We start from the raw sequence: 19,809 nt of genomic DNA on the forward strand, positions 1-19,809 counted from the left end.
CCCATCAGCTAGCCCCGAACGTCGTGGTCCCGCCGAGGTTGGGGGTCCTCCTCGGCGGGACCACGGCCCTACACCAGGTCGAGGCCCGGATCGACGCCGGGTTCCCGGCAGCGCATCAGCAACATGGCCGCGTCGTCGGTCGGAGGGCCGTCGATGTGCGCGATCAGGTCGCGGCGCAGGGACTCCAGCGCCGCCTCCGGGTCGTCGTCCTTGAGCAGCGGAACCCGGTCGGCCAGCGGATAGAAGCGGCCCAGGGCGTCGCGGGCCTCGATGACACCGTCGGTGTAGAAGAGGATCTGGTCGCCCGGTTCGAAGGTGATCGAGTAAGGCGCCGGCCCCTCGGGCCCCAGGACCGCCAGCCCCAGCGGGGGCACATGGTCGTCGGGGTCGGCGAACTCGATCTCCCCGCCCGCCCTGACCACCAGCGGCGCCGGGTGGCCGTAGTTGAGGAGCGTCATGGTCGTCTCCTCGATGGAGAACTCCGCCAGCACGGCGGTGACGAACTCCTCGCCCGACAGGCGCCGGTTGAGCGCCTTCTCCAGCCGGGCGCTCACCCCTTCCAGGTCCTTCTCGTCGTGGGCCGCCTCGCGGAAGGCCCCCAGGACCAGCGCGGCCGTCTCGACCGCCTCCAGGCCCTTGCCCTGCACGTCGCCCACGATGACCCTGACGCCGGTGGGGGCGGTGACGACCTCGTACAGGTCACCCCCGATGTGCGCCTCGGCCATGGCCGAGGTGTAGGAGACGGCCACGCGCATGTGCCCGGCGCGCCGGGGCACCGGCCGCAGCAGCACCCGCTGCGCGACCTCGGCCACCGACCTGACCTGGGCCAGTTCCCGTTCCCTGCGCCGGCGGCCGACCGTCGCCAGGGCGCTCGCCGCCGTCACGCCGGCGATCGAGCCCATGGTGATGTACGCCCTGCGCAACTCCAGATGGTTGTACGCCGCCAGCCCCATCGCCAGCACCAGCGCGGTCACCCCGACGAGCATGGTCCGCCGGATCCCGCCGGTCAGCGAGGCGAAGGCCGGCCCCACCGCGAGCAGGGGCAGGAAGCCGATCTCCGGGCCCGTGCTCAGGTCGAGCACCGACACGAGCAGCATCATCAGGAACGGCAGCACCGCCAGAGCGAGCGCCGTGCGGGCCCCGGCCGCCCGGCGCCGCCCCTTGCCCGGACGGAACGCTCCGGTGAGGCGCAACGGCATCCGGCGAATCCCCTCTAATCCCGTCTGGTATGCGCTTGCGACCATACTTCACGATCCCGCCTGAGATGCGAAGTCACAAAAACGAGAGGCGCCCGCATCCCCCCGGATACGGGCGCTCCCTAAAACGCGTGTTCTTTGGGCAGGTTCACAGCGCGAGCCACGGCCGGCCTTCGGCCGTCCGCATCTCGCTTAGAGAATCGAGCCGGACCAGACGTTGGCGGCCTGCTTGTAGACGCCGTAGGTCTCGCCGTCGAAGTAGGCCGACACCGAGGTGTCGATGCGCTTGTTGCCGTCACGGTCGGAGACCGCGATGGTCACGCCGTTCAGGTAGCCGAGGCGGCGGGTGTTCTTGTAGCCCGCCAGCCAGGAGGAGCCGATGGCGCCCTGGCCGGTGAACGACGACTTGATGCCGACGAGCTCCTGGGCCTTGATCGCCGAAGCGGAGGCGGCGAAGGTCTTGCCGTACGACCACTTGAGGGTGTTGCCGGAGAAGACGCGGTTGCCGTCGGGGTGGGCGCCGCTCGGGTAGCCGAAGACGTAGTGGGCCTTGCCGAGCTTCTGGTTGTAGGCCAGGCCCTGGCCGCCGACGTTGTCGCCGAGACGGCCGACGTCCTCGACGCCGCGGACGATGTAGTGGTCCTTGAAGTAGGCCTCGGCCACCGAGGTCTTGACCCACTTCTTCACGAACCATTCCTTCTTGAAGAACTGGTTCTGCTCGGTCTTGCGCAGCACACCCTTGAAGGCGGGGTCGGCCTTCAGCTTGTTGTAGGCGGCCTCGTCGATCGGGTATTCCTTGCCGGAATCCGGGCCGCACCAGGTCGGGCACTTCTCGCCGTTCTTCATGGCGTTGGTGCCGGTGGGGGCGGCGTTGTAGGCGGCCTGGCTGACCGACTCGGTGGTCAGCTTCACGCCGTCGACGCCGTCGGTGTAGTACTTCTCGGCCTCGGCCTGGGTGAACGACGCCTTCGGCGGGTCGACCGGGGCGGTCACGGGCGCGAGGGTCTTCTTCCAGTAGGGGCCGCCCTCGGTGTACTTGGCCTCGAACTCCTCCTTGGTGACGACCTCGGAGAGGATCTTCTTCTGGCCTTTCCACTTGTCATAGGCCTTTTTGTCCACCTCCTTGTCACCCGTGAGCTTGACACCGTTGTAGACGGTGACGAACGCGTAGTTGCGGTCGCCGTCCTCGTAGACGTCGTAGTCGTAGTGGGTGTAGGCGGTCTTGCCGACGTAGATGCCCCAGGGGGTCTTGCCCTGGTAGTAGCCGGGCACGAAGACCCAGTTGTTCAGGACCGGCTTGTTGCTCTCGGTGTCGTAGACGCACTGGCCGGCCGTGGCCACCAGGTTGCGGTACTTCGACTGGAGCGAGGTGCCCGAGCACCAGTGGGGCTTGCCGTCGGCGCCCATGAAGAAGACCTTGCCGCTCGTGCGCGGCAGGTTCACGTTCTTCGAGGTGGAGGTCGACTTCTTCTCGTCGCCGATCGCGGGCACGGTGCCCGCCTTGGTGTCGGCGGTGGGGCCGCCCGTGGAGATGTGCTTGGCCGCGACCGTCGTCTCGACGTTGTAGGGGGTCGCGTCCTGGAGCTGCGCCTTGTCCCAGAAGTAGGCGATGGCCTGCGCCTCGCTGGAACCGGCCAGCACCTCCTTCTCGATGTACTGGGGGGCGGCTGCGGCGGGGCTCGCGACCAGCGCTGCGGCCAGCAGTCCGATGGATCCGGCGAAGGTGCTGCCGATGAGGAGGGTGCGCTGCACTGCGGGGGTCTCCCTTGCTCTGCCGTGGGACGTCACTCGCGCCCCATCCGTCAGTAAATGGATTGGCAAGGACGTTACATGTGACGATTCGGATAGAACCCCCTGGTCGTTATAACTGTGACCCAGATCACATTATTTTCAGGGAACCGGATCTGATTGGACACCGTCCAATTCGCCTGTCCACTGGTAGATCGTCGCGGCATGTAACAAGTTCGACGCCCCTGGTTCACAGGGGAGGTGTGGTGTCGTACCGTGGTAGAATGTGGGAGCGCTCCCAAATCGGACGGTGAAGGAGGACGCGGGCATGAGTGTCCCTTTCGCCGTCACGGCGCTCGACGGGCTCGACGACTTCGAGACCTGGTCGGCCGAATGCCTGCTCCCCGCCGTCGGCGCCAGTGTCGCCGAGGCGCGACGCCTGGTCCGGCGTGAACTGACCGCCCGGGGTTGCGCCTCCTTCGTCGACGACTGCCAGCTGATCGTCAGCGAGCTCGTCACCAACGCCGTCCGCCACGCGGGCACGGCCTTCGCGCTCCGGCTGCGCGGCACCCGCGAATGGGTCTACGGCGAGGTCTTCGACACCGGCGCCGCCCTGCCCCGCCCGCGCGAACCGCGCGACGACGCCACCGACGGCCGGGGCCTGCTGATCGTGGGCACCCTGGCCGCGTCGTGGGGCCACGCGCCGGGCGTGCGCGGCGGCAAGATCGTCTGGTTCGTGCTGGGAGATTCCTAGTTACGGCTCCGCCCACCCCGGCCCCGACCGCCGCCGAGGGCCAAGCGCCGCATCCGGCGCCGAGCACCGCCGCCCTACCGCCGGAACGCCGCCAGGACCGCCGTCGTGATCTCGTGGGGCGTCTTCGTCGCGTCGGCCACGTGGTCGGCGACCTCCAGGAACTTCGGCCGCCGTTTGTCCCGCTGCGTCGTCAGCATGTGCACCAGGTCGGGCTCGAAGTGCGGCCGGTGGCTGCCCGACAACATACGTTCGGCCAGCACCTCCACCGGTCCGTCCAGGAAGACCACGAACGACGAGGTCAGCGCGTCACGGGCGGCCGGATCCTCGACGGTGCTGGCGGCCGCGGCCACCACCACGGCGGGCCGTGCGGCGACGGCGTCGAGCAGGACCTCGGTCTCGCGGTCGTGCAGCACGTCGGCGCCGAGGGTCTCGTTCATGCGGGCGGCCGTCTGGCCGTAGCGGGCCTCCAGGTCGCCGTCGCTGTCGCGCATCTCGCGCCCGAGCGCCTCGGCGACCAGGCGCGCGACCGTGCTCTTGCCGGCGCCCATCAATCCCATGATCACGACGGGGGTCTCGTTCATGACGGGCATTCTGCCCGTGTGGTGCGGTTTTGGTCCCCCCGCGTTTGAGATTCGCTCACGGGATAGTGCACCCGTCGAAGGAGGGAACGCCATGACCATCGCCGGAAGCATCATCCTGATCATGTTGGGCGCCATTCTCACCTGGGCGGTCGAATTCACCCTCGCGGGGCTCGACATCCAGGTCATCGGGGTCATCCTCATGGTCGGCGGCCTGGCGGGGCTGCTGTTCGGCCTCTACCGGCTGAGCGCCGTCCGCCGCGCCTCCACCACCGTCACCCCGGTGGCCCCCGTGGACGAGGTGCACACCACCCAGCGTCGCGTCTACGAGGAGCGCCACTACAACGACCCCATCTGAACCACCCACGGCACCAGGAGCCGGGCACCGAGGCCGAACCCCACGCACGTCGAGCCTCCGGCCCGGCTCCTTCGTCCGCCCGGGGCCGGACGGGCCCGAGGGCCGTGACCACGCCCTGTGGTCCGGCCCTCGGTCACTGTCACTGTCTGCCGGGATCAGGCCAGGGTGTCCTTGACCTTGATCTGGCCGGCGTCGATCACGAACTTCTGGTTGACGTGGTCGAGGCAGGTCCACAGGCGGACCTTGGTGTTGTTGGCGCGGCTGTTGGTGGTGTCGAGGCACACTTCCCGCTTGGTGCCGATGGTGTCCTTGACCTTGATCTGGCCCGCGTCGATCACGAACTTCTGGTTCACGTGGTCGAGGCAGGTCCACAGGCGCACCTTGGTGTTGTTCGCCCGGCTGTTGGTCGTGTCGAGGCACACCTCGCGGGCGGTGCCGATGGTGTCCTTGACCTTGATCTGGCCGGCGTCGATCACGAACACCTGGTTGGGGTGGTCGAGGCAGGCCCACAGGCGGACCTCGGTGTTGTTGGCCCTGCTGTTGGTGGCGTCGACGCAGACCGGGCTCGCGGCCTGGGCGGAGGCCGAGACGGGCAGGGCCAGGCCCGCGCCGATGGTGGTGGCGAGGACGGCGGCCGACAGCGTGCGCTGAATGAACGTCATGAGGGTTTCCTTCGGAGAGGGTCGGTCAAAGCGTGATCACCATTCCTCACTCTCCGTCGTGGATCAAGCACCCTCGGTCAAACGTTGCGGCTCCGCCTCGTCAAAGCCCGCGTGTGGCCGACGGCCGGCGAGGCCGACGGGATGACCATGGGACCCATGCGTTCACTCCTGTGGTCCGCCGTCGTCCTGGCCGCCGGCCTCGCCATCACGCCGGTCCAGCCGGCCGTCGCCGACGATGACATCGGCGGGGTCAGCTGCCTGTCCGGCAGCCTGCACCTGCGGTACACCCCCGGGTTGACGTTCACGGAGAAGACCATCCGGGTGCGCGGCACCGGCGACCTGAGCTCCTGCCAGTCGTCGCGGCGTCCGGGGATCACCAGGGGCGTCGTCCGGGTCAGGGCCACCGTCACGGGCAAGTGCCCGGGGCCGATCGACCCCGCCTCGGCCAAGGTCACGATCGCCTGGAACGACGGCACCCGGTCCACGGTCACGGAGTCGGCGTTCAACCGCGAGGGCAAGACGCTGCACGTCGAGGGCGACGTCGCGGCGGGGGTCTTCAAGGGCGGGGTGGTGCGCGCCGACGGGCAGGCTGCCGGCAACGTCATCGCGGCGGCCGCGGCCTGCCTGACCGGCGGCTTCACCCGCAGCTCGATCACCGTCGACCGGTTCTCGGTCGGCGACTGATGAAAGGCGACTGATGAAACGAGGGCCGGGACACCACGTCCCGGCCCGGTCCGGCTAGCCCGCCTCGGAGCGGGGCCCGCCTCCCAGCGACTTCTGGCGGCGGGTCGCGACGTACATGTCGACGCCGATCGCCGCGGCGGCCACGATGCCGATGATCATCAGCCACCACACGCCGCTGAGGCCGGCGATCACCGCCACGGCGATCGCGATCACCAGTCCGAACGACCCGAGCCTGACGTGGACGACGTCGCGCGGCGTCGCCGGCACCATGGGCTTGCCCCGGGGGTCGACCTGCTCTTCCGTCTTTCTCGGCTCTGTCATGATTTATCCCCTACCCTCCGATTTTGTGCGCTATCGCCGTTCGACGACCCGGACCTCGCCGCCGAGCTCCCGCACCAGGCGGGCCTCCGGCAGCAGGTCGGGATGGCCGCCGCCCTTGACGTAGACGTCGGGGCGGATGAGCTTCAGCAGGGACGCCGGGGTGTCGTCCTCGATCAGCGTGATGTAGTCGACCGAGCCCAGCCCGGCCAGCACGGCCGCCCGGTCCTCGGCGGTGTTGACCACCCGGTCCGGGGCCTTCCTGCGGGCCGCGCTCCGGTCGTCGCGCACCCCCACGACCAGCACGTCGCCGAACCGGCGGGCCTGCTCCAGGCAGGTCACGTGGGCGGGCTGCAGGACGTCGAAGCAGCCGTCGGTGAAGACGATGCGGCGGCCCTGATCCCGTTCGGCGGCGACCCGTTCGGCCAGCACCTTGGCCGGCATCGCCGGGCGCGGGCCCAGCTCGGCCAGCAGGTCGGTCGCGTCGCAGACCGCCGTGCCGGGGCGGCGGGAGACCACGTCGGCGCCCGCCTGGGCCAGGTCGGCGGCGGTCGCCGGGTCGGCCCCGGCGGCCAGGGCCAGCGCGAAGACCGCGGTGAAGGTGTCGCCGGCGCCGGCGCCCACGAGGTCGCCGGAGTTGGGCCGGGTCCGGTAGGCCGGGCGGCCCTCCCGGTGCACGACCGCGCCGTCGCCCTCGTCGGTGACGACTATCGGGGCGACGTCGTCCGGCAGCAGGTCGCAGGCGTCGTATCTGGCCAGCACGGCGGCCGGTTCGGCGGCTCGCCAGAGTTCGGGGTCGTAGGCGTCCACGACCAGCATCGGCAGGCCCGAGAGGGCCTGGCGGACCTCCTCGGTGCAGACGCCCGCACCGGAGTCGCAGACGATGACCACGTGGGCCACGTCGGCCAGCTCGCGGATCTGGTCCACCAGCTCGCGTTCGACGGGCGCGGGGATGGGGGACCGGTCCTCCTCGTCGTACCGTGCCACGATCTGCCCGCCCGACATGACCCGCCGTTTCACGGCGGTCCGGCGGCTGCGGGTGACGATGGGCCCGTCCACCTCGTGGCGGAGGAGGGCTCCGATAAGCGCCGTCCCCGCGGGGTCGGCGCCGGCGACGCCGAGCAGGTGCACCCGGGCACCCAGCGCGGCGAGATTGGCGGCGGTGTTGGCGGCGCCGCCGGGGGCGTCCTCGATCTGCTCGACGCTGACCACCGGGACCGGCGCCTCCTGCGCCATCCTGCTGGCCTGGCCCTGGAGCCACGAGTCGAGCATCACGTCCCCGACGACCACGGCCGTGAGGCCGGGGAAGCGGCGCACTGTCTCTTCCGTCATGGGCATCCCTGCTGCCCGGGGGCGTGCCGGGAAAACCGCAGCGTGTTTGCTCATGGACCCCTCGGGTAACCGGGCCGGGGTACCGAAACCGAACCGATCGAAGGTCCTGCGATGAACCTCATCGTCGAGAGCGTCGAGCGGATCGCCGTGCTGCGGGCCACGGCCCTGGGTGACCTGCTGCTGATCCTGCCCGCCGTGGAAGCGCTGCGCCGTGCCTATCCGGCCGCCAGAATCACTCTGCTCGGCCGGGAGTGGCAGGTGCCGTTCCTGCGCGGCCGTCCCGGCCCGGTCGACGACGTCGTGCCCGTGCCGCCCATCGAACAGTCGCCGGACGCGCCGCCCCACCTCGTGGGCCGCTTCGACCTGGCGCTCCAGATGCACGGCGACGGCCACTACGCCAACGCCTTCGTCAACCGCCTGGGCGCCCGCGTGACCGCCGGCCTGCGCGGCGACGACGCCCAGCCGCTCGACCGCTGGGTGCCCTACGTCCCCTACCAGCACGAGACGTTGCGTTTCCTCGAAGTGGCGGGGCTGGTCGGCGCGAGCTCCGAGAACGTCGAACCCCGCATGCAGGTGACCCGCGACGACTACGCCGAGTTGCGCTCGGTCCTGGGCGAACTGCCGCGCGGACTGATCGCGGTGCACCCGGGGGGCCGCGACGCCCGCCGCCGCTGGCCGGCCGCCTGTTTCGCCGAGGCCGCCGCCCGTCTGGGGCGACCGGTCGCGGTGACCGGCGGAGAGCACGAACGCGACCTGGTGGAGAAGGTGGCCGCGCTGATCCCGAGGGCGATCCCCGTCGTCGGGGCGCTCTCGGCGGGCGGCCTGGCCGCCCTCTACACCGCCTGCGACGTGGTGATCGCCAACGACAGCGGCCCCCGGAGGCTGGCCGCCGCGACCGGCACCCCGACCGTCGGGGTCTACTGGTGCGGCGACCTGATCAACGCCGGGCCGCTGACCCGCAGCCACCACCGTCCCCTCATCTCGTGGACGACGCACTGCCCGACCTGCGGAGGCGCGGGCCTGCGCGAACCGGGCGGCTGCGACCACCCGGTGTCGTGGCTGACCGACGTGGGCGCCGAGGCCGTGGCCACCCAGGCCGACGAACTGCTCAGCGCCTGACCAGGCCGTCGTTCAGCACGGCCGCCGCGGCCTTCAGCACGTCGGCGGTGGTCACGCTCGCCGGGTCGGCGTCACGGCGGAGGGCCTGGTGTCGGGGCCGCTCCCTCGGCGGGCCCCACCGTTCCGGGCGCTCCGGGCCGAAGATCGTCACCGACGGGGTGCCGTACGCCGTCGCCAGCTGGGACACCCCCGTGTCCGAGCTGATCACCAGCCGGGCTCCGGCCACGACCGCGCACAACTCCCGGAGCGACGTGCGTCCGGCCAGCACGATCTGCGGCGGCAGCACCGCCTGCGTGGCCACCAGCAGCGCCAGCGGGCGCTCCTTGCGCGAACCGGTCACCACGACCGGCAGGTCCTCTCCCGCCATCGCCCGTGCCACCTCGGCGAACCGTTCCGGCGGCCAGCGCCGCGACAGGCCGGTGCCGCCCGGGTGGATGACCACTGCGCCGGCCGCCGGGCTCGGCGTCATCGGCGGGGGCAGCAGCAGGTCGCGGGGGTCGGCCTTCAGCCCGTACCACTCGACCAGACGGCACCACCGCCGCGTCTCGTGCTCGTCGTCGTCCCACTTCGGCCCGGGGGGATAGGCCTCCTCCGCGTACGCCCACAACCTCCGGGGCCGCAGGTCGGCCAGCAGCTCCGTGGAGCGCGGCCCCCGGCCGTGCAGGTTCACCGCGATCTCGGGGAAGAACGGCAGGTCGGAGTTGCGGTCGGTGAGCCCCGGCCACATGATCGGCTCCAGGCCGTACGCCGGGATGAGCCGGTCGACCACCCCCGTGAGGGCGGCCAGCTCGCTCAGCTCCGGCGGGCAGGCCAGGGCGATCCTGATGCCACTGCGGCGCAGGGCGCGCAGGGCGGGCACGGCCGTCAGAAGATGGCCGATGCCCTGCGCGCGCAACACGAGTGCGGTCGTCATGCGGTCGCCTCCAACCGGACGCCGACCTCTCGATAGGCGGCGACCGTCTCCATCGCGATCCTGTTCCAGCCGTAACGCGCCCTGGCCCGGTCGGCCCCGGCGATGCCGACCGCGGTCATCCGCACAGGGTCGGCCAGCAGCCGCTGCACCGCCCTGGCCAGCGCGTTCGGCCGCTGCGGCGGCACCAGCACGCCGGTGATCCCGTTGACCACGGTCTCCTTCTGGCCGCCCACGCACGAGGCGACCACCGGCACCCCGCAGGCCATCGCCTCCAGCGCGACCATGCCGAAGGGCTCGTACCAGGGCACCGCGACGACGGCGGCGGCCGAGCGCATCAGCCCGGGCACGTCCTCGCGGGCCACCTGGCCGGTGAAGGTCACCCGGTCGGCCACCCCGTTCCGCTGGGCCAGCCAGCGCAGCCGGGTCACCTCGGGGTCGTGGTGCAGCGCGTGCGCGGGGGGCCCGCCGGCCACCACCAGCTCGACGCCCTTGACGCCGCGCAGCGCCTCGATGATCGTCGCCACGCCCTTGCGCGGGACGAGTCGGCCGATCGACACCAGCCGGGGCCGGGCCGTGGGCGGCGCCGCGACGTGCGGGTTGAAGCGGGCCAGGTCGACCCCGCAGGGCACCACCCGGGCCTGCCGGCGGCTGACGCCCATCCGGCGCAGCTCGTCGACCTCGTCGGTGCAGGTCGCGACGATGGCGTCGGCCTCGCGGCCGATCCGGGTCTCGGCCTCGATCCGATCGGCCGGGCTGGTGTCCTCCGAGCCCTGGTGGCGGCGCTTGACCGAGCCGAGCGCGTGGTAGGTGTGCACGACCGGGACGCCCAGGTCGCGGGCCGCGCCGAGGGCGGCCAGGCCGCTCATCCAGAAGTGGCTGTGCACCACGTCCGGCCGGTCGAACAACCACTGTTCCCGCAACCACTTCGCGAAGTGCGGCACCCACGGGAGGATGTCGTCCTTCGGGATCTTGCGCGCCGGCCCGGCGGGCACGTGCACGACGGTGACGCGCGGCGCGATCCGCACCCTCTCGGGCACCTGCTCGTCGTCGCGGCGCGTGTAGACGACGACCTCGTGCCCGAGTGCCGCGACCGCCCTGGCCAGCGCGTCGACGTGGACGTTCTGGCCGCCGGCGTCGGTGGTGCCGACGCAGGCGAGCGGACTGGCGTGCTCCGAGATCATGGCGATCTTCATGGGGTTACCTCCGGGAACGGCTGGTCCCGCTCGCGGGCGGGATCGCGAGCGAACGGGAAGCCCGAGTCCGGGGTCACGGGAGCCGGGAGGAGAGCACGCCGGTTAGACGCGGCGAAAAGGGGGGAATGTGCGGTGAGCAAGGGACCTCCGGGACGGCATGCGTCAGCGAGGGAGGTGCCTGCTTCCTAGGCACAATATTGCCTCCACTTTAACCTATAAAGCCGTCCAGCAAACATCCTGTTTCGCCGGAAAAGGGGCGGGCAGGCGTTTTCCCTATGGACACACCGCACTATGTGGCCGCCCGCGTGCAGCAAGCCATCGCGGAGGACGGCCGGACCAACGAACTCGGCATCCGGGTCGACGTGCGCGGGGACCAGGTCTTCCTGCGCGGCCAGGTGACCGGCGACGACCAGCGTCACCTGCTGACCGAGGTGGCCCGGGAGGCCGCCCCCGGTCTGACCGTCCACAACGAGGTGACGTGTGTGGAGGTCCGCGACCCCGGCGAGGAGGAGCAGCTGTGAGCATCCGTGTCGCGGCCGTCGCCGACATCCACCTGGGAGAGGCCCAGCGGGGCAGCTACCGTCCCCGGCTCGAGGGCATCGAGGAGCGCGCCGACGTCCTGCTGGTCGGTGGCGACCTGACCCGCCACGGCACCCTCGACGAAGGCAAGATCGTCGCGGAGGAGTTCCGCGGCCTGCCGATCCCCGTCGTCTTCGTGCTGGGCAACCACGACTACCACTCCGACGTGGAAGCGGAGATCATCGCGGTCCTGCGGGAGGCCGGCGGGATCGTGCTCGACGACACCGCCGAGACGCTCCTCGACGGGCGGCTCGGCCTCGCCGGGGGCAAGGGCTTCGGCGGCGGCTTCGCCGGCAAGTCGGCCAGTGAGTTCGGGGAGCCCGAGACCAAGGCGTTCGTCCGGCACACGCGGGAGATCGCCGACCGGTGGCGGGTCGCGCTGAAGAGCCTCGACACCGAATACCGGGTGGTGCTCAGCCACTATTCGCCGGTCAAGGAGACGCTGGCCGGGGAGCCGCCGGAGATCTACCCGTTCCTCGGCAGCTATCTGCTCGCCGAGGCGGTCGACGCCGAGGGCGCCGACCTGATCGTCCACGGCCACGCCCACGCGGGCACCGAGAAGGGCATGACCCCGGGCGGGATCCGGGTCAGGAACGTGGCGCTGCCGGTGCTGCGCCGGGCCTACGCCACCTACTGCCTCGGCTCGGAGGAGTGCTAGCAACACGTAATGGCGGCCGGGCTTTCCGGCCGCCATTGTCGTGTTTTCATGATCGCTATACGTTGAAGATACTGACGCCGCCGGGCCCCACGAGGAACCCGAGGACGATGAGGACGATCCCCCAAAGGATGTCCCTACGAGCGAGGATCACGTAGATCCCGGCGATGACGAGTACAACCGCGATGATCCAGAGCAAAGTAGCCATGAAGCTCGACTGCCCTCCCGAAGCGGTCATTAACGCCAGGGAACGTGGGCAGGGGAGATTTCATGACACGTTTTGGTTACTTCCTCAGCTCCGAGGAGCACAGCCCGAAAGAGCTGGTCAGGCAGGCCGTGCTCGCCGAGCAGGCGGGTTTCGAGGGTCTGTGGATCTCCGACCACTTCCACCCCTGGATCGACGAGCAGGGGGAGAGCCCGTTCGTCTGGTCGGTGATCGGCGCGCTGTCCCAGGTGGTCTCGCTCCCGGTGACGACGGCGGTGACCTGTCCGCTGGTGCGCATCCATCCGGCGATCGTGGCGCAGGCCGCGGCGACCGCGCAGGTCCTGCTCGACGGCCGCTTCCATCTGGGTGTCGGTACGGGCGAAGCCCTCAACGAGCACATCTTCGGCGACCCGTGGCCCCCGGCCGGCGACCGGCAGCGCATGCTGGAGGAGGCCGTGGGGATCATCCGCGAACTGTGGGAGGGCGGCCTGGTCACCCACCACGGCGAGTTCTACGACGTCGAGAACGCGCGGCTCTACACGCTGCCCGACGAACCCCCGCCGATCTACGTGTCGGCCTTCGGCCCCGGCTCGGCCGAGCTCGCGGGCCGGATCGGCGACGGCTTCGTGTCGGTGATGCCGGACGCCGACCTGCTGGAGGCGTACCGGAAGGCCGGGGGAGCGGGCAAGCCGGCGCAGGCCGGCCTGAAGGTCTGCTGGGGCACCGACGAGGACGACGCCCGCCGGCTGGCCCACCGCCTGTGGCCGACCGAGGGCATCGACGGCGAGGCCAACCAGCTGCTCCCGCTGCCGCGCCACTTCGAGCAGCTGGCCACGCTGGTCCGGCCCGACGACCTGACCCTCCCGGTCGGTCCCGATCCCGAGGTGCACGTCGCCGCGATCCAGCAGTTCGTCGACGCCGGATACGACGAGATCTACATCTCCCAGATCGGCCCCGACCAGGAGGGCTTCTTCGAGTTCTACGAGTCGGCGATCCTGTCGCGGTTCCGCTGAAGCGTGATCAGCGGCTGCACGAACCACAACCAGGTGCTCAGTAAGACCACTCCGGCCGCGATCAGGATGGCCGGGGTGGCGCCCAGGTAGACCTCGACGACCAGCCCGGTCGAGCACGTCATCGAGATCGCCAGGGCGATCCCCCCGACCACCGCCAGTTCGTTGGCCCGGTGGAGCATGATCTCCTTCAGCCCCGAACGGAACAGGATCCGGTTCTGCACGGCGGGGGCCAGCAGGCAGATCGACGCCACCGCCGCCGACACCAGGGCGGCGTAGAAGAGCCACTTGCCGAACTCGTCGACCCGGCTGAACCCGGCGGAGAAGGGGAGCGTCAGCAGGAACGCGAACAGCACCTGCACCCCGGTCGACTGGACGCGCAGGCCTTGGAGGAGTTCACCCAGCTCACGGTCGACCCGTTCCTTGGGGTTCTCCTCGGGGTTGGTCAGCAGGATGCGGTGCTCTTGCTCGGTCATTTCGCCACCTTGATCATTTTCGAGTACGCCAGCTGTAACCAGTCGGACACCGCCACCGCCGTCATCGTCGCGCCCACCATGCGGGTCACCCGGGGCGCGAAGACCATCCCGGCCGCGTAGCCGGTCGCGATCCACTGCGCCAGGCAGAACGGGCAGCTCAGCAGCTCGCCCACGGCGTGGCGATGGCCCTCGCCCCGGACCTCCTCCTTCAGTTCGGAGGGCCCGGAGACGCCGACGTACCGCGTGAAGGGCGCCCTGAGCGGGCTGGTGACGGTGTCCTTCGCGATCGTCCGGGAGAGGCGGTGGGTGGCCATCGACATCAGGGCGAGGTCCATGGGGGTCACCCGGTCGGGTGCCTCGCGCCCGGTCAGCTTTCCGGCGGCCAGGAGGGCGGCGACGGCGGTGCCGTACACACCGAGGACCCTGGCGTAAGAAGCCAAAGGGCGCTCCTTGGAGTACGCGTCGTTGATCTCTCTGAGGGTCTCGGTCATGGCGCGACGTATTACCCCGGATTGTTTGGGTCGAACGTTCCGGGGCAAACGGTGCGGCGTGGGTAGTCACAGTCACGAGGTAACCGACGCCATCCTGGACACGCTCAAGCGCGCGGGGTCCGGCCTCAAAGAGGTGGGCGTGCGCTTCGCCCTGGCCGGCGGCTGCGGCGGATACGCCAGGGGAGCGGCCCCTTCCCTGCACGACGTCGACTTCGCGCTGGTCGAAGAGGACGTCCCCCTGGCGCTGAAGACGCTGGAGAACATGGGCTTCCGGACCGAACGGCCGCCGGAGGACTGGCTGGTCAAGGCGTTCGACGAAGAGGGCGTGCTGGTCGACCTGATCTTCCAGCTGGCCGACCGGCCCGTCACCCCCGAGATGATCGGCCGCGCCACGATGATCAACACCGCGGCGCTGAGCCTGCCGGTGCTGGAGGCCACCGACCTGGTGATCTCGTGGATCCTGCCGCTGTCGGAGCACAGTTGCGACTACTCGGGGCTGCTGCCGACCGTCCGGGCGATGCGCGAGCAGGTCGACTGGGACCGCGTGGCGGGCGTCGTGGAGTCCTCGCCCTACGCCTCGACGTTCCTGGTGCTGCTGGAGCGCCTCGACGTGATCGGCAAGCCGACCCCGGTGCCGGTCGAGCGCTGGCCCTAGAACCCGGAGACAGGCCCCGCCCCCATGGAGGGACGGGGCCTTTCTCCTTTACGGGATCCCGTACGGGAACCGGTCGGCGTAGGGCCGCCGGGGCGGGTCGCCGGCCGTGATGAAGTCGGGCGCGTCGCTGATCTCCTGCTGGGTGCGGTCGACGTAGATCTTCCGATGTGAGGCGTCGACCTGCGTGATCACGCTGGCGGGCAGCATGACCCGGTGCCCGAAGATCCACGGTCCGGTGTCGATGACGAGGTAGCCCTCGCCGATCTCGTCGCTGACGGCGTCGACGGTGCCGATCCGGCCGTCGACGGCCTCGACGTGATAGCCGATGAGGTTCACGGTGAGTCCGTTTTCGTCCATCGGCTTCCCCTACCCGGCAATCAGCACGACCTTCCCCCGACCGTGCCCCGATTCCACGTCGGCGTGCGCCTTCGCGGCCTCCTCCAGCGGGTACGCCGCCCTGACGGTCACCCGCAGCTCGCCCGAGGCGACCAGATCGAGCAGTTCGGCCAGCCTGGCCCGGTTCCGGTCGCTGCCGATCCACCGGCAGCCGAGCTCCCGCGCCAGCTCCCAGTCGGCGATCGAGCCGATCCGCGAGCGGTCGGAGACCAGCTCCACCGCGGTGCGCAGGTTCCCGTGCCCGGCCGCGTCGAGCACGGCGTCGAAGGGCCCGGCCTCCCTGAGCCGGTCGAGCTCCCCCTGGCCGTACACGACCGGAATGGCCCCGAGGCTCCGCAGATGGTCGTGGTTGGCGGCGCTCGACGTGCCGACGACCCGGACGCCCCGCCGCACGGCCAGCTGGGTGAGCATCGTGCCGACCCCGCCGGCCGCGCCGTGCACGAGCAGGGTCTCGCCCTTCCGGAGGTCCAGCTGTTCCAGAGCGGTGTGCGCCGTCTGCCCCGACGCCGACAGCGCCCCCGCCGCCGCCCAGTCGACCCCTTCGGGTTTCGGCACGACCTGCGTCTGCGGCGCCACCACGTATTCGGCGTGGCACCGCATCACCCGGAACCCGACCACCTCCTCGCCGGTGCCCTCGACCACCCCGGCGAACTCGTTGCCGGGGACGACCGGGAACTCCGCCGGCGGGGCGCCCGGCGGCAGCCAGCCCGACCGCACCGCCACGTCGGCCGGCTGCACCCCGGCCGCCCGCACCCGGACCAGCACCTCACCCGGCCCCGGCACCGGCCGGGGCACCTCCACGATCCGGACCTGGTCCGCCGGCCCGAACTCGGCCACTCCGGCCGCCCGCATGATTGCCATGGGTAGAGTCCACTTCATCAAGCGCACTTGACGTCAACGGGGGAGACGAGGGTGATCGATCCCGACGCGGTCTGGCTCCGGCCCGGCCAGGTCGCCGAACGCGCCGGGGTGGCCGTCTCGGCCCTCCACTACTACGAGAGCCTCGGCCTCATCGAGAGCCGCCGCACCGCCGGCAACCGGCGCGAATACCGCCGCGACGTGCTGCGGGTGATCGCCTTCATCCGGGTGGCCCAGCGGGTCGGCGTCTCGCTGGAGCGCATCAAGGAGGCCCTCGACCGCCTCCCGGCCGAGGGCGTGCCGGGCAAACGCGACTGGGCCAGGATCAGCCGCGAATGGCACGACGACCTGACCCGGCGCATCGAGGAGCTGACCGCGCTGCGCGACAACTTCTCCAACTGCATCGGCTGCGGCTGCCTGTCACTGGTGTCGTGCCCCTACTCGAACCCCGGCGACGTCCTGGGCCGGAAAGGTCCGGGTCCGCACCGGTTCCCGTAAAGGCTCGGCCCGGTCGGCGTCGCGGCCGGGCCGGCGGGCCATGACTACGGGTGGGGAAAGGAGCCTCGCGTGTCGCATGGTCTGCCCGAGCTCGGTGACGACTACCTGCGGGATCCGCACGGCGCCTACCGGGCGCTCCGCGCCGAGGGGCCGGTCGTCCAGGTCGTGATGCCCAACGGGATCCGCGTGTGGCTCGTCACCCGCTACGCCGACGCCCGCGAGGCCCTGGCCGATCCGCGCCTCCGCAAGGACGCCGCCGCCCTCCGCGCGGCCTTCCAGCGGGCCGTCACCATGCCGGACGCCCGCGTCCAGCCCGCCGAGCTGGCCTCGCACATGCTCAACAGCGACCCGCCCGACCACACCCGGCTGCGGCGGCTGGTCAGCAAGGCGTTCACGCCCCGGGCCGTCGAGCGGCTCCGGCCCCGGATCGAGGAGATCGCCGCCGGGCTGCTCGACCGGATGGACGGAGAGGTCGACCTGATCGACGCCTTCGCCTACCCGCTGCCGATGACCGTCATCTGCGAGCTCCTCGGGGTGCCCGAACGTGACCGCGACGACCTGCGGGCGCACCTGCGCGGGCTGCTGGAACGGCCCTTCCGCGCCGGCGACGACCCCGCCGAACGCGATCGCCGCATCGGCGGCCTGGTCGAGCGGTTCTCGGCGCTCATCGAGGAGAAGCGGGCCACGCCCGGCGACGACATCCTGACCGGGCTGGTGCAGGCCCGCGACCAGGAGGACAAGCTCGACGACGTCGAGCTGATCTCGACCTGCTTCCTGCTGTTCCTGGCCGGCCACGAGACCACGGTCAACCTGATCGGCAACGCCGTGCTGGCTCTGCTCACCCACCCCGACCAGCACGCCCAGCTGCTCGGCGACCCCGGCGTGATCGACGACGCGGTGGAGGAGTTCCTCCGGTACGACGGCCCGCTGAACTTCGCGCCCCAGCGGGTGACCGGTGAGGACGTCACGATCGGCGGGGTGACCATCCCGGCGGGCGAGCTGGTCGCGGTGGCCCTCTCGGCGGCCGACCGCGACCCGGCGGAGTTCCCCGAGCCCGACCGGCTCGACCTCACCCGCGACGACGCCCCCCACCTGGCCTTCGGGCACGGCATCCACTACTGCCTGGGGGCGCCGCTGGCCCGGCTGGAGGCGCGGATCGCACTGGCACGGCTGTTCGAGCGCTTCCCCGAGATGAGCCTGGCCGCGCCCGCCGACGAGCTGAGCTGGCGGCCCCTGCCGCTGCTGCGCGCCCTCGACCGGCTACCGGTACGACTCCGGCCAGACGCAGGGTGAGGTCGCGGCCAGATAGATGTAGTCGCCGGACCCCCAGGTCAGCGCGAGGATGAACTTGTCTGGCTCGGTGACCCCGCTCAGGTCGGGGTTGTCGGGCTGCGCGTTCTTGGCGGTGACCTGGAAACCCTGGTCCTTCCAGAAGTCGGCGACCTGGCGGGAGACCACCATGTGCTGGTTGCGGCCGACGCCGCGCAACCAGTAGGCGCGGCTGACCACGATCTTCTGCAGCGACTCGCTCTTGTCGAGGCAGGCCGTCGGGGTCACCGACACCGGGATCAGTTCGAGCTGCGGCTGGGGCGTCAGCGCCTCGGCCGTGTCGCGGACCAGTTTCTCCACCCGGTCGGTCGCCCGCAGCTCGCGCAGTTCTTCGTCGTCGGACATGCCACACCCCGTGAGCGTGAGAAGGAAGCAGAACGCGAGCGCGGTCTTCATCGGGGCCCCGATCCGTTGACGATGGTGGCCACGTCGCGCAGGGCGGCCGACTCCGGCCGCCAGTCACCGTCGCCCTGTCCGAGGAGGATCACGTCGTCGGCCAGCCAGCCCCGGCCCGCCAGGGCGCGGTGGACGGTCAGCGCCCCGTCGCCGTGCCCGATCAGCACGTTCCTGGCCGTCGCCGACGGCGTGTGCGCGGCCCGCAGGCCCAGGCAGAACGCGGTCAGCGCCTGGCCGCCGAGCGCGGCGTTGCGGTCGGGGGTGAAGGCGCCGAAGTCGACCAGCGGGCTGTCGTAGCCGTCCCAGGTGACGCAGGCCACCGGGGCGCCGGCCATGGTCGAGGCCTGCCGCCACAACAACTGGGCGCGGGTGACGCTGGTCGTCGCGTCGGCGAGGCCGGTGTTCAGGCCGTGGACGAAGATCACCGTGGTCTGCGCGGTGTCGGGGTCGCCCCACGAGACGGTCAGCCGCCCCTGGCCGGTGACGTCGAAGCCGAGCAGCATCGGATCGGGGTAGCCGGGCACCGGCGCCGTCACCGACCTGATCTTCTCCAGGCGTTTCAGCTGGACGTTCACCCGGTCCCAGCTGCGCGGCAGGTCGCGGTCGGACTGCCACATCACCGACGCGCCGAGCCGGTGGAGGTCATGGGTGAGCAGGCCGTGCTCGACCCGGAGGAACTCCTTGTTGGCGGAGTCGCGCACGACCGCCGGAAGGCCGTGCAGGCCGCCGAACGCGGGCAGGCCCAGCGAGGTGGCGCGGACCGCCGCGTGCTGCACCGTCCACCAGGCGTGCACCCGGCCCCCGAGGCCGGGGTCGGCGCCGCGGTGCTGGAGACCCAGCAGGGCGTCGACCGCCGCCGGGTCGCCCTCGGTGACCCTGCTGAGCAGGGCGTCGGCCCCGGCGGCGTCGCCGGCGTGGGCGCCGAACACGCCGTAGGCGGCCAGGGCGGCGGGCAGGGTCGTGCCCGGGGGCAGTTCGAGCAGCCGGGCGCGGATGTCCCTGGCCTGCTCGCCGGACCAGAACGCGAGGTCGGCGATGACCCGCGCCGGGCGGTCGGACACCCCGGCCGCTTTCAACTCCTGTGACAGGAATACGGCGATTTCTTCAAGGTTGCGGGAGGCGGCGCACAATTCACCGGCGAGGGTCGGCAGCACGTTCCGGGAGAAACCCGCGAACGTGCCCTTCGGCCGGGGGAGTTCGGGTATTCCGGCGGCGGGTTCGGGCGTACCGGAAAAAAGGGAAATCGATTCGGAGAGGGCCGCGTGGAGAGTGGTGCGCTGCTCGGTGAGCAGGTCGGCGAACGCCGAGGCGCCACCGCCGGTCCAGGCGATGGCGTGCACCAGGCGGGTCGCCTGATCGAGTGCCGTGCGGTGCTCGGCGGCGATGGCGGTGACCCGTTCGAGGGAGGCAGTCTGGTCCACCATGA

25 protein-coding genes are annotated in these 19,809 nt (G+C 71.0%); 10 read left to right on the plus strand and 15 right to left on the minus strand.

Annotation, left to right across the window (positions count from 1 at the left end; genetic code table 11):
- Positions 1–68 precede the first annotated feature (68 nt).
- On the minus strand, positions 69–1,199 hold the full coding sequence (locus AW271_RS31315) for a PP2C family protein-serine/threonine phosphatase (RefSeq protein WP_062341221.1): 1,131 nt from the start codon (positions 1,197–1,199) through the stop codon (positions 69–71).
- A gap of 189 nt (positions 1,200–1,388) precedes the next feature.
- A complete protein-coding gene (locus AW271_RS41180; protein WP_063818180.1) occupies positions 1,389–2,948 on the minus strand; it encodes a trypsin-like serine peptidase in 1,560 nt (519 codons plus the stop codon).
- 304 nt (positions 2,949–3,252) lie between these two features.
- On the opposite strand from AW271_RS41180, the gene AW271_RS31325 reads away from it, so the two are divergent.
- On the plus strand, positions 3,253–3,678 hold the full coding sequence (locus tag AW271_RS31325) for an ATP-binding protein (protein WP_062341222.1): 426 nt from the start codon (positions 3,253–3,255) through the stop codon (positions 3,676–3,678).
- Positions 3,679–3,752: 74 nt separating this feature from the next.
- On the opposite strand, the gene AW271_RS31330 is transcribed toward AW271_RS31325, so the two are convergent.
- Positions 3,753–4,259 carry a shikimate kinase gene (locus AW271_RS31330; protein WP_169806423.1) on the minus strand — a complete coding sequence of 169 codons (507 nt, stop codon included), beginning with the start codon at positions 4,257–4,259 and terminating at the stop codon, positions 3,753–3,755.
- A 91-nt stretch (positions 4,260–4,350) separates the two neighbouring features.
- On the opposite strand from AW271_RS31330, the gene AW271_RS31335 reads away from it, so the two are divergent.
- Positions 4,351–4,614, plus strand: coding sequence for a DUF6458 family protein (locus AW271_RS31335; protein ID WP_062341224.1), 264 nt, complete (start codon positions 4,351–4,353; stop codon positions 4,612–4,614).
- A gap of 155 nt (positions 4,615–4,769) precedes the next feature.
- Here AW271_RS31335 and AW271_RS31340 read toward each other — a convergent pair whose 3' ends face one another.
- Positions 4,770–5,276: an RICIN domain-containing protein gene (locus AW271_RS31340; protein ID WP_062341225.1), complete on the minus strand. Its 507-nt coding sequence runs from the start codon at positions 5,274–5,276 to the stop codon at positions 4,770–4,772.
- Positions 5,277–5,432: 156 nt separating this feature from the next.
- Between AW271_RS31340 and AW271_RS31345 the strand changes: the two genes are divergently transcribed.
- Entirely contained in the window at positions 5,433–5,960 is a 528-nt protein-coding gene (locus tag AW271_RS31345) for a hypothetical protein (protein ID WP_157554819.1), read from the plus strand.
- A gap of 54 nt (positions 5,961–6,014) precedes the next feature.
- Here the strand turns inward: AW271_RS31345 and AW271_RS31350 are convergent, their stop codons facing one another.
- Complete coding sequence (locus AW271_RS31350; protein WP_062341227.1) at positions 6,015–6,281, minus strand: hypothetical protein; 267 nt, start codon at positions 6,279–6,281, stop codon at positions 6,015–6,017.
- Between the two features lie 30 nt (positions 6,282–6,311).
- Entirely contained in the window at positions 6,312–7,610 is a 1,299-nt protein-coding gene (locus AW271_RS31355; protein ID WP_169806424.1) for a PfkB family carbohydrate kinase, read from the minus strand.
- 111 nt (positions 7,611–7,721) lie between these two features.
- Here AW271_RS31355 and AW271_RS31360 point away from each other — a divergent pair, with 111 nt between their 5' ends.
- Entirely contained in the window at positions 7,722–8,729 is a 1,008-nt protein-coding gene (locus AW271_RS31360; protein ID WP_062341229.1) for a glycosyltransferase family 9 protein, read from the plus strand.
- Here AW271_RS31360 and AW271_RS31365 read toward each other — a convergent pair.
- Both AW271_RS31365 and AW271_RS31370 read right to left on the minus strand, forming a co-directional pair.
- The gene (locus AW271_RS31365; protein WP_062341230.1) at positions 8,719–9,642 is read right to left on the minus strand and encodes a glycosyltransferase family 9 protein; all 924 of its coding nucleotides are present in this window, start codon (positions 9,640–9,642) and stop codon (positions 8,719–8,721) included. The two genes, AW271_RS31360 and AW271_RS31365, sit on opposite strands and share 11 nt — an antisense overlap.
- Positions 9,639–10,835: a glycosyltransferase gene (locus AW271_RS31370; protein ID WP_062341231.1), complete on the minus strand. Its 1,197-nt coding sequence runs from the start codon at positions 10,833–10,835 to the stop codon at positions 9,639–9,641. Before AW271_RS31370 ends, AW271_RS31365 begins: the two co-directional genes overlap by 4 nt.
- A 275-nt stretch (positions 10,836–11,110) precedes the next feature.
- On the opposite strand from AW271_RS31370, the gene AW271_RS41715 reads away from it, so the two are divergent.
- Together AW271_RS41715 and AW271_RS31380 are read left to right on the plus strand one after the other, a co-directional pair.
- The gene (locus AW271_RS41715; RefSeq protein ID WP_062341232.1) at positions 11,111–11,356 is read left to right on the plus strand and encodes a BON domain-containing protein; all 246 of its coding nucleotides are present in this window, start codon (positions 11,111–11,113) and stop codon (positions 11,354–11,356) included.
- Entirely contained in the window at positions 11,353–12,072 is a 720-nt protein-coding gene (locus tag AW271_RS31380; protein ID WP_218008231.1) for a metallophosphoesterase family protein, read from the plus strand. The genes AW271_RS41715 and AW271_RS31380 overlap by 4 nt, the downstream gene beginning before the upstream one ends.
- Before the next feature lie 55 nt (positions 12,073–12,127).
- On the opposite strand, the gene AW271_RS42625 is transcribed toward AW271_RS31380, so the two are convergent.
- Positions 12,128–12,307: a GPGG-motif small membrane protein gene (locus AW271_RS42625; RefSeq protein ID WP_034385912.1), complete on the minus strand. Its 180-nt coding sequence runs from the start codon at positions 12,305–12,307 to the stop codon at positions 12,128–12,130.
- 32 nt (positions 12,308–12,339) lie between these two features.
- On the opposite strand from AW271_RS42625, the gene AW271_RS31390 reads away from it, so the two are divergent.
- Positions 12,340–13,287 (plus strand): TIGR03557 family F420-dependent LLM class oxidoreductase, encoded by a 948-nt coding sequence (locus AW271_RS31390; RefSeq protein WP_062341233.1) that lies wholly within the window; start codon positions 12,340–12,342, stop codon positions 13,285–13,287.
- Here AW271_RS31390 and AW271_RS31395 read toward each other — a convergent pair.
- Both AW271_RS31395 and AW271_RS31400 read right to left on the minus strand, forming a co-directional pair.
- Positions 13,254–13,760: a DUF6328 family protein gene (locus AW271_RS31395; RefSeq protein ID WP_062341234.1), complete on the minus strand. Its 507-nt coding sequence runs from the start codon at positions 13,758–13,760 to the stop codon at positions 13,254–13,256. The two genes, AW271_RS31390 and AW271_RS31395, sit on opposite strands and share 34 nt — an antisense overlap.
- Positions 13,757–14,251 carry a DUF1360 domain-containing protein gene (locus AW271_RS31400; RefSeq protein ID WP_062341235.1) on the minus strand — a complete coding sequence of 165 codons (495 nt, stop codon included), beginning with the start codon at positions 14,249–14,251 and terminating at the stop codon, positions 13,757–13,759. Before AW271_RS31400 ends, AW271_RS31395 begins: the two co-directional genes overlap by 4 nt.
- Positions 14,252–14,309: 58 nt before the next feature.
- Here AW271_RS31400 and AW271_RS31405 point away from each other — a divergent pair, with 58 nt between their 5' ends.
- Complete coding sequence (locus AW271_RS31405) at positions 14,310–14,906, plus strand: nucleotidyltransferase family protein (protein ID WP_062341236.1); 597 nt, start codon at positions 14,310–14,312, stop codon at positions 14,904–14,906.
- 48 nt (positions 14,907–14,954) lie between these two features.
- Here the strand turns inward: AW271_RS31405 and AW271_RS31410 are convergent, their stop codons facing one another.
- Entirely contained in the window at positions 14,955–15,263 is a 309-nt protein-coding gene (locus tag AW271_RS31410; RefSeq protein WP_062341237.1) for a hypothetical protein, read from the minus strand.
- 9 nt (positions 15,264–15,272) lie between these two features.
- The gene (locus AW271_RS31415; protein WP_369408500.1) at positions 15,273–16,163 is read right to left on the minus strand and encodes an NADP-dependent oxidoreductase; all 891 of its coding nucleotides are present in this window, start codon (positions 16,161–16,163) and stop codon (positions 15,273–15,275) included.
- Positions 16,164–16,217: 54 nt separating this feature from the next.
- Between AW271_RS31415 and soxR the strand changes: the two genes are divergently transcribed.
- Complete coding sequence (soxR, locus tag AW271_RS31420) at positions 16,218–16,658, plus strand: redox-sensitive transcriptional activator SoxR (protein ID WP_062341380.1); 441 nt, start codon at positions 16,218–16,220, stop codon at positions 16,656–16,658.
- A 69-nt stretch (positions 16,659–16,727) separates the two neighbouring features.
- Complete coding sequence (locus tag AW271_RS31425; protein WP_062341239.1) at positions 16,728–17,951, plus strand: cytochrome P450 family protein; 1,224 nt, start codon at positions 16,728–16,730, stop codon at positions 17,949–17,951.
- On the opposite strand, the gene AW271_RS31430 is transcribed toward AW271_RS31425, so the two are convergent.
- Both AW271_RS31430 and AW271_RS31435 read right to left on the minus strand, forming a co-directional pair.
- On the minus strand, positions 17,919–18,332 hold the full coding sequence (locus AW271_RS31430) for a hypothetical protein (protein ID WP_157554823.1): 414 nt from the start codon (positions 18,330–18,332) through the stop codon (positions 17,919–17,921). The genes AW271_RS31425 and AW271_RS31430 overlap by 33 nt on opposite strands.
- A 47-nt stretch (positions 18,333–18,379) precedes the next feature.
- Positions 18,380–19,807 (minus strand): alpha/beta hydrolase, encoded by a 1,428-nt coding sequence (locus AW271_RS31435; RefSeq protein ID WP_062341241.1) that lies wholly within the window; start codon positions 19,805–19,807, stop codon positions 18,380–18,382.
- Positions 19,808–19,809: the final 2 nt, after the last annotated feature.

This window comes from Herbidospora sakaeratensis (assembly GCF_001570525.1).
Classification (GTDB): domain Bacteria; phylum Actinomycetota; class Actinomycetes; order Streptosporangiales; family Streptosporangiaceae; genus Herbidospora; species Herbidospora sakaeratensis.

What these genes read in the sequence shown, in the direction of transcription:
- AW271_RS31315 (WP_062341221.1), bottom strand. Translation starts at nt 1,199, where the DNA reads ATGCCGTTGCGCCTCACCGGAGCGTTCCGTCCGGGCAAGGGGCGGCGC.
- AW271_RS31325 (WP_062341222.1), top strand. Translation starts at nt 3,253, where the DNA reads ATGAGTGTCCCTTTCGCCGTCACGGCGCTCGACGGGCTCGACGACTTC.
- AW271_RS31330 (WP_169806423.1), bottom strand. Translation starts at nt 4,259, where the DNA reads ATGAACGAGACCCCCGTCGTGATCATGGGATTGATGGGCGCCGGCAAG.
- AW271_RS31335 (WP_062341224.1), top strand. Translation starts at nt 4,351, where the DNA reads ATGACCATCGCCGGAAGCATCATCCTGATCATGTTGGGCGCCATTCTC.
- AW271_RS31340 (WP_062341225.1), bottom strand. Translation starts at nt 5,276, where the DNA reads ATGACGTTCATTCAGCGCACGCTGTCGGCCGCCGTCCTCGCCACCACC.
- AW271_RS31345 (WP_157554819.1), top strand. Translation starts at nt 5,433, where the DNA reads ATGCGTTCACTCCTGTGGTCCGCCGTCGTCCTGGCCGCCGGCCTCGCC.
- AW271_RS31350 (WP_062341227.1), bottom strand. Translation starts at nt 6,281, where the DNA reads ATGACAGAGCCGAGAAAGACGGAAGAGCAGGTCGACCCCCGGGGCAAG.
- AW271_RS31355 (WP_169806424.1), bottom strand. Translation starts at nt 7,610, where the DNA reads ATGACGGAAGAGACAGTGCGCCGCTTCCCCGGCCTCACGGCCGTGGTC.
- AW271_RS31360 (WP_062341229.1), top strand. Translation starts at nt 7,722, where the DNA reads ATGAACCTCATCGTCGAGAGCGTCGAGCGGATCGCCGTGCTGCGGGCC.
- AW271_RS31365 (WP_062341230.1), bottom strand. Translation starts at nt 9,642, where the DNA reads ATGACGACCGCACTCGTGTTGCGCGCGCAGGGCATCGGCCATCTTCTG.
- AW271_RS31370 (WP_062341231.1), bottom strand. Translation starts at nt 10,835, where the DNA reads ATGAAGATCGCCATGATCTCGGAGCACGCCAGTCCGCTCGCCTGCGTC.
- AW271_RS41715 (WP_062341232.1), top strand. Translation starts at nt 11,111, where the DNA reads ATGGACACACCGCACTATGTGGCCGCCCGCGTGCAGCAAGCCATCGCG.
- AW271_RS42625 (WP_034385912.1), bottom strand. Translation starts at nt 12,307, where the DNA reads ATGACCGCTTCGGGAGGGCAGTCGAGCTTCATGGCTACTTTGCTCTGG.
- AW271_RS31390 (WP_062341233.1), top strand. Translation starts at nt 12,340, where the DNA reads ATGACACGTTTTGGTTACTTCCTCAGCTCCGAGGAGCACAGCCCGAAA.
- AW271_RS31395 (WP_062341234.1), bottom strand. Translation starts at nt 13,760, where the DNA reads ATGACCGAGCAAGAGCACCGCATCCTGCTGACCAACCCCGAGGAGAAC.
- AW271_RS31400 (WP_062341235.1), bottom strand. Translation starts at nt 14,251, where the DNA reads ATGACCGAGACCCTCAGAGAGATCAACGACGCGTACTCCAAGGAGCGC.
- AW271_RS31410 (WP_062341237.1), bottom strand. Translation starts at nt 15,263, where the DNA reads ATGGACGAAAACGGACTCACCGTGAACCTCATCGGCTATCACGTCGAG.
- AW271_RS31415 (WP_369408500.1), bottom strand. Translation starts at nt 16,163, where the DNA reads ATGGCAATCATGCGGGCGGCCGGAGTGGCCGAGTTCGGGCCGGCGGAC.
- AW271_RS31430 (WP_157554823.1), bottom strand. Translation starts at nt 18,332, where the DNA reads ATGTCCGACGACGAAGAACTGCGCGAGCTGCGGGCGACCGACCGGGTG.
- AW271_RS31435 (WP_062341241.1), bottom strand. Translation starts at nt 19,807, where the DNA reads ATGGTGGACCAGACTGCCTCCCTCGAACGGGTCACCGCCATCGCCGCC.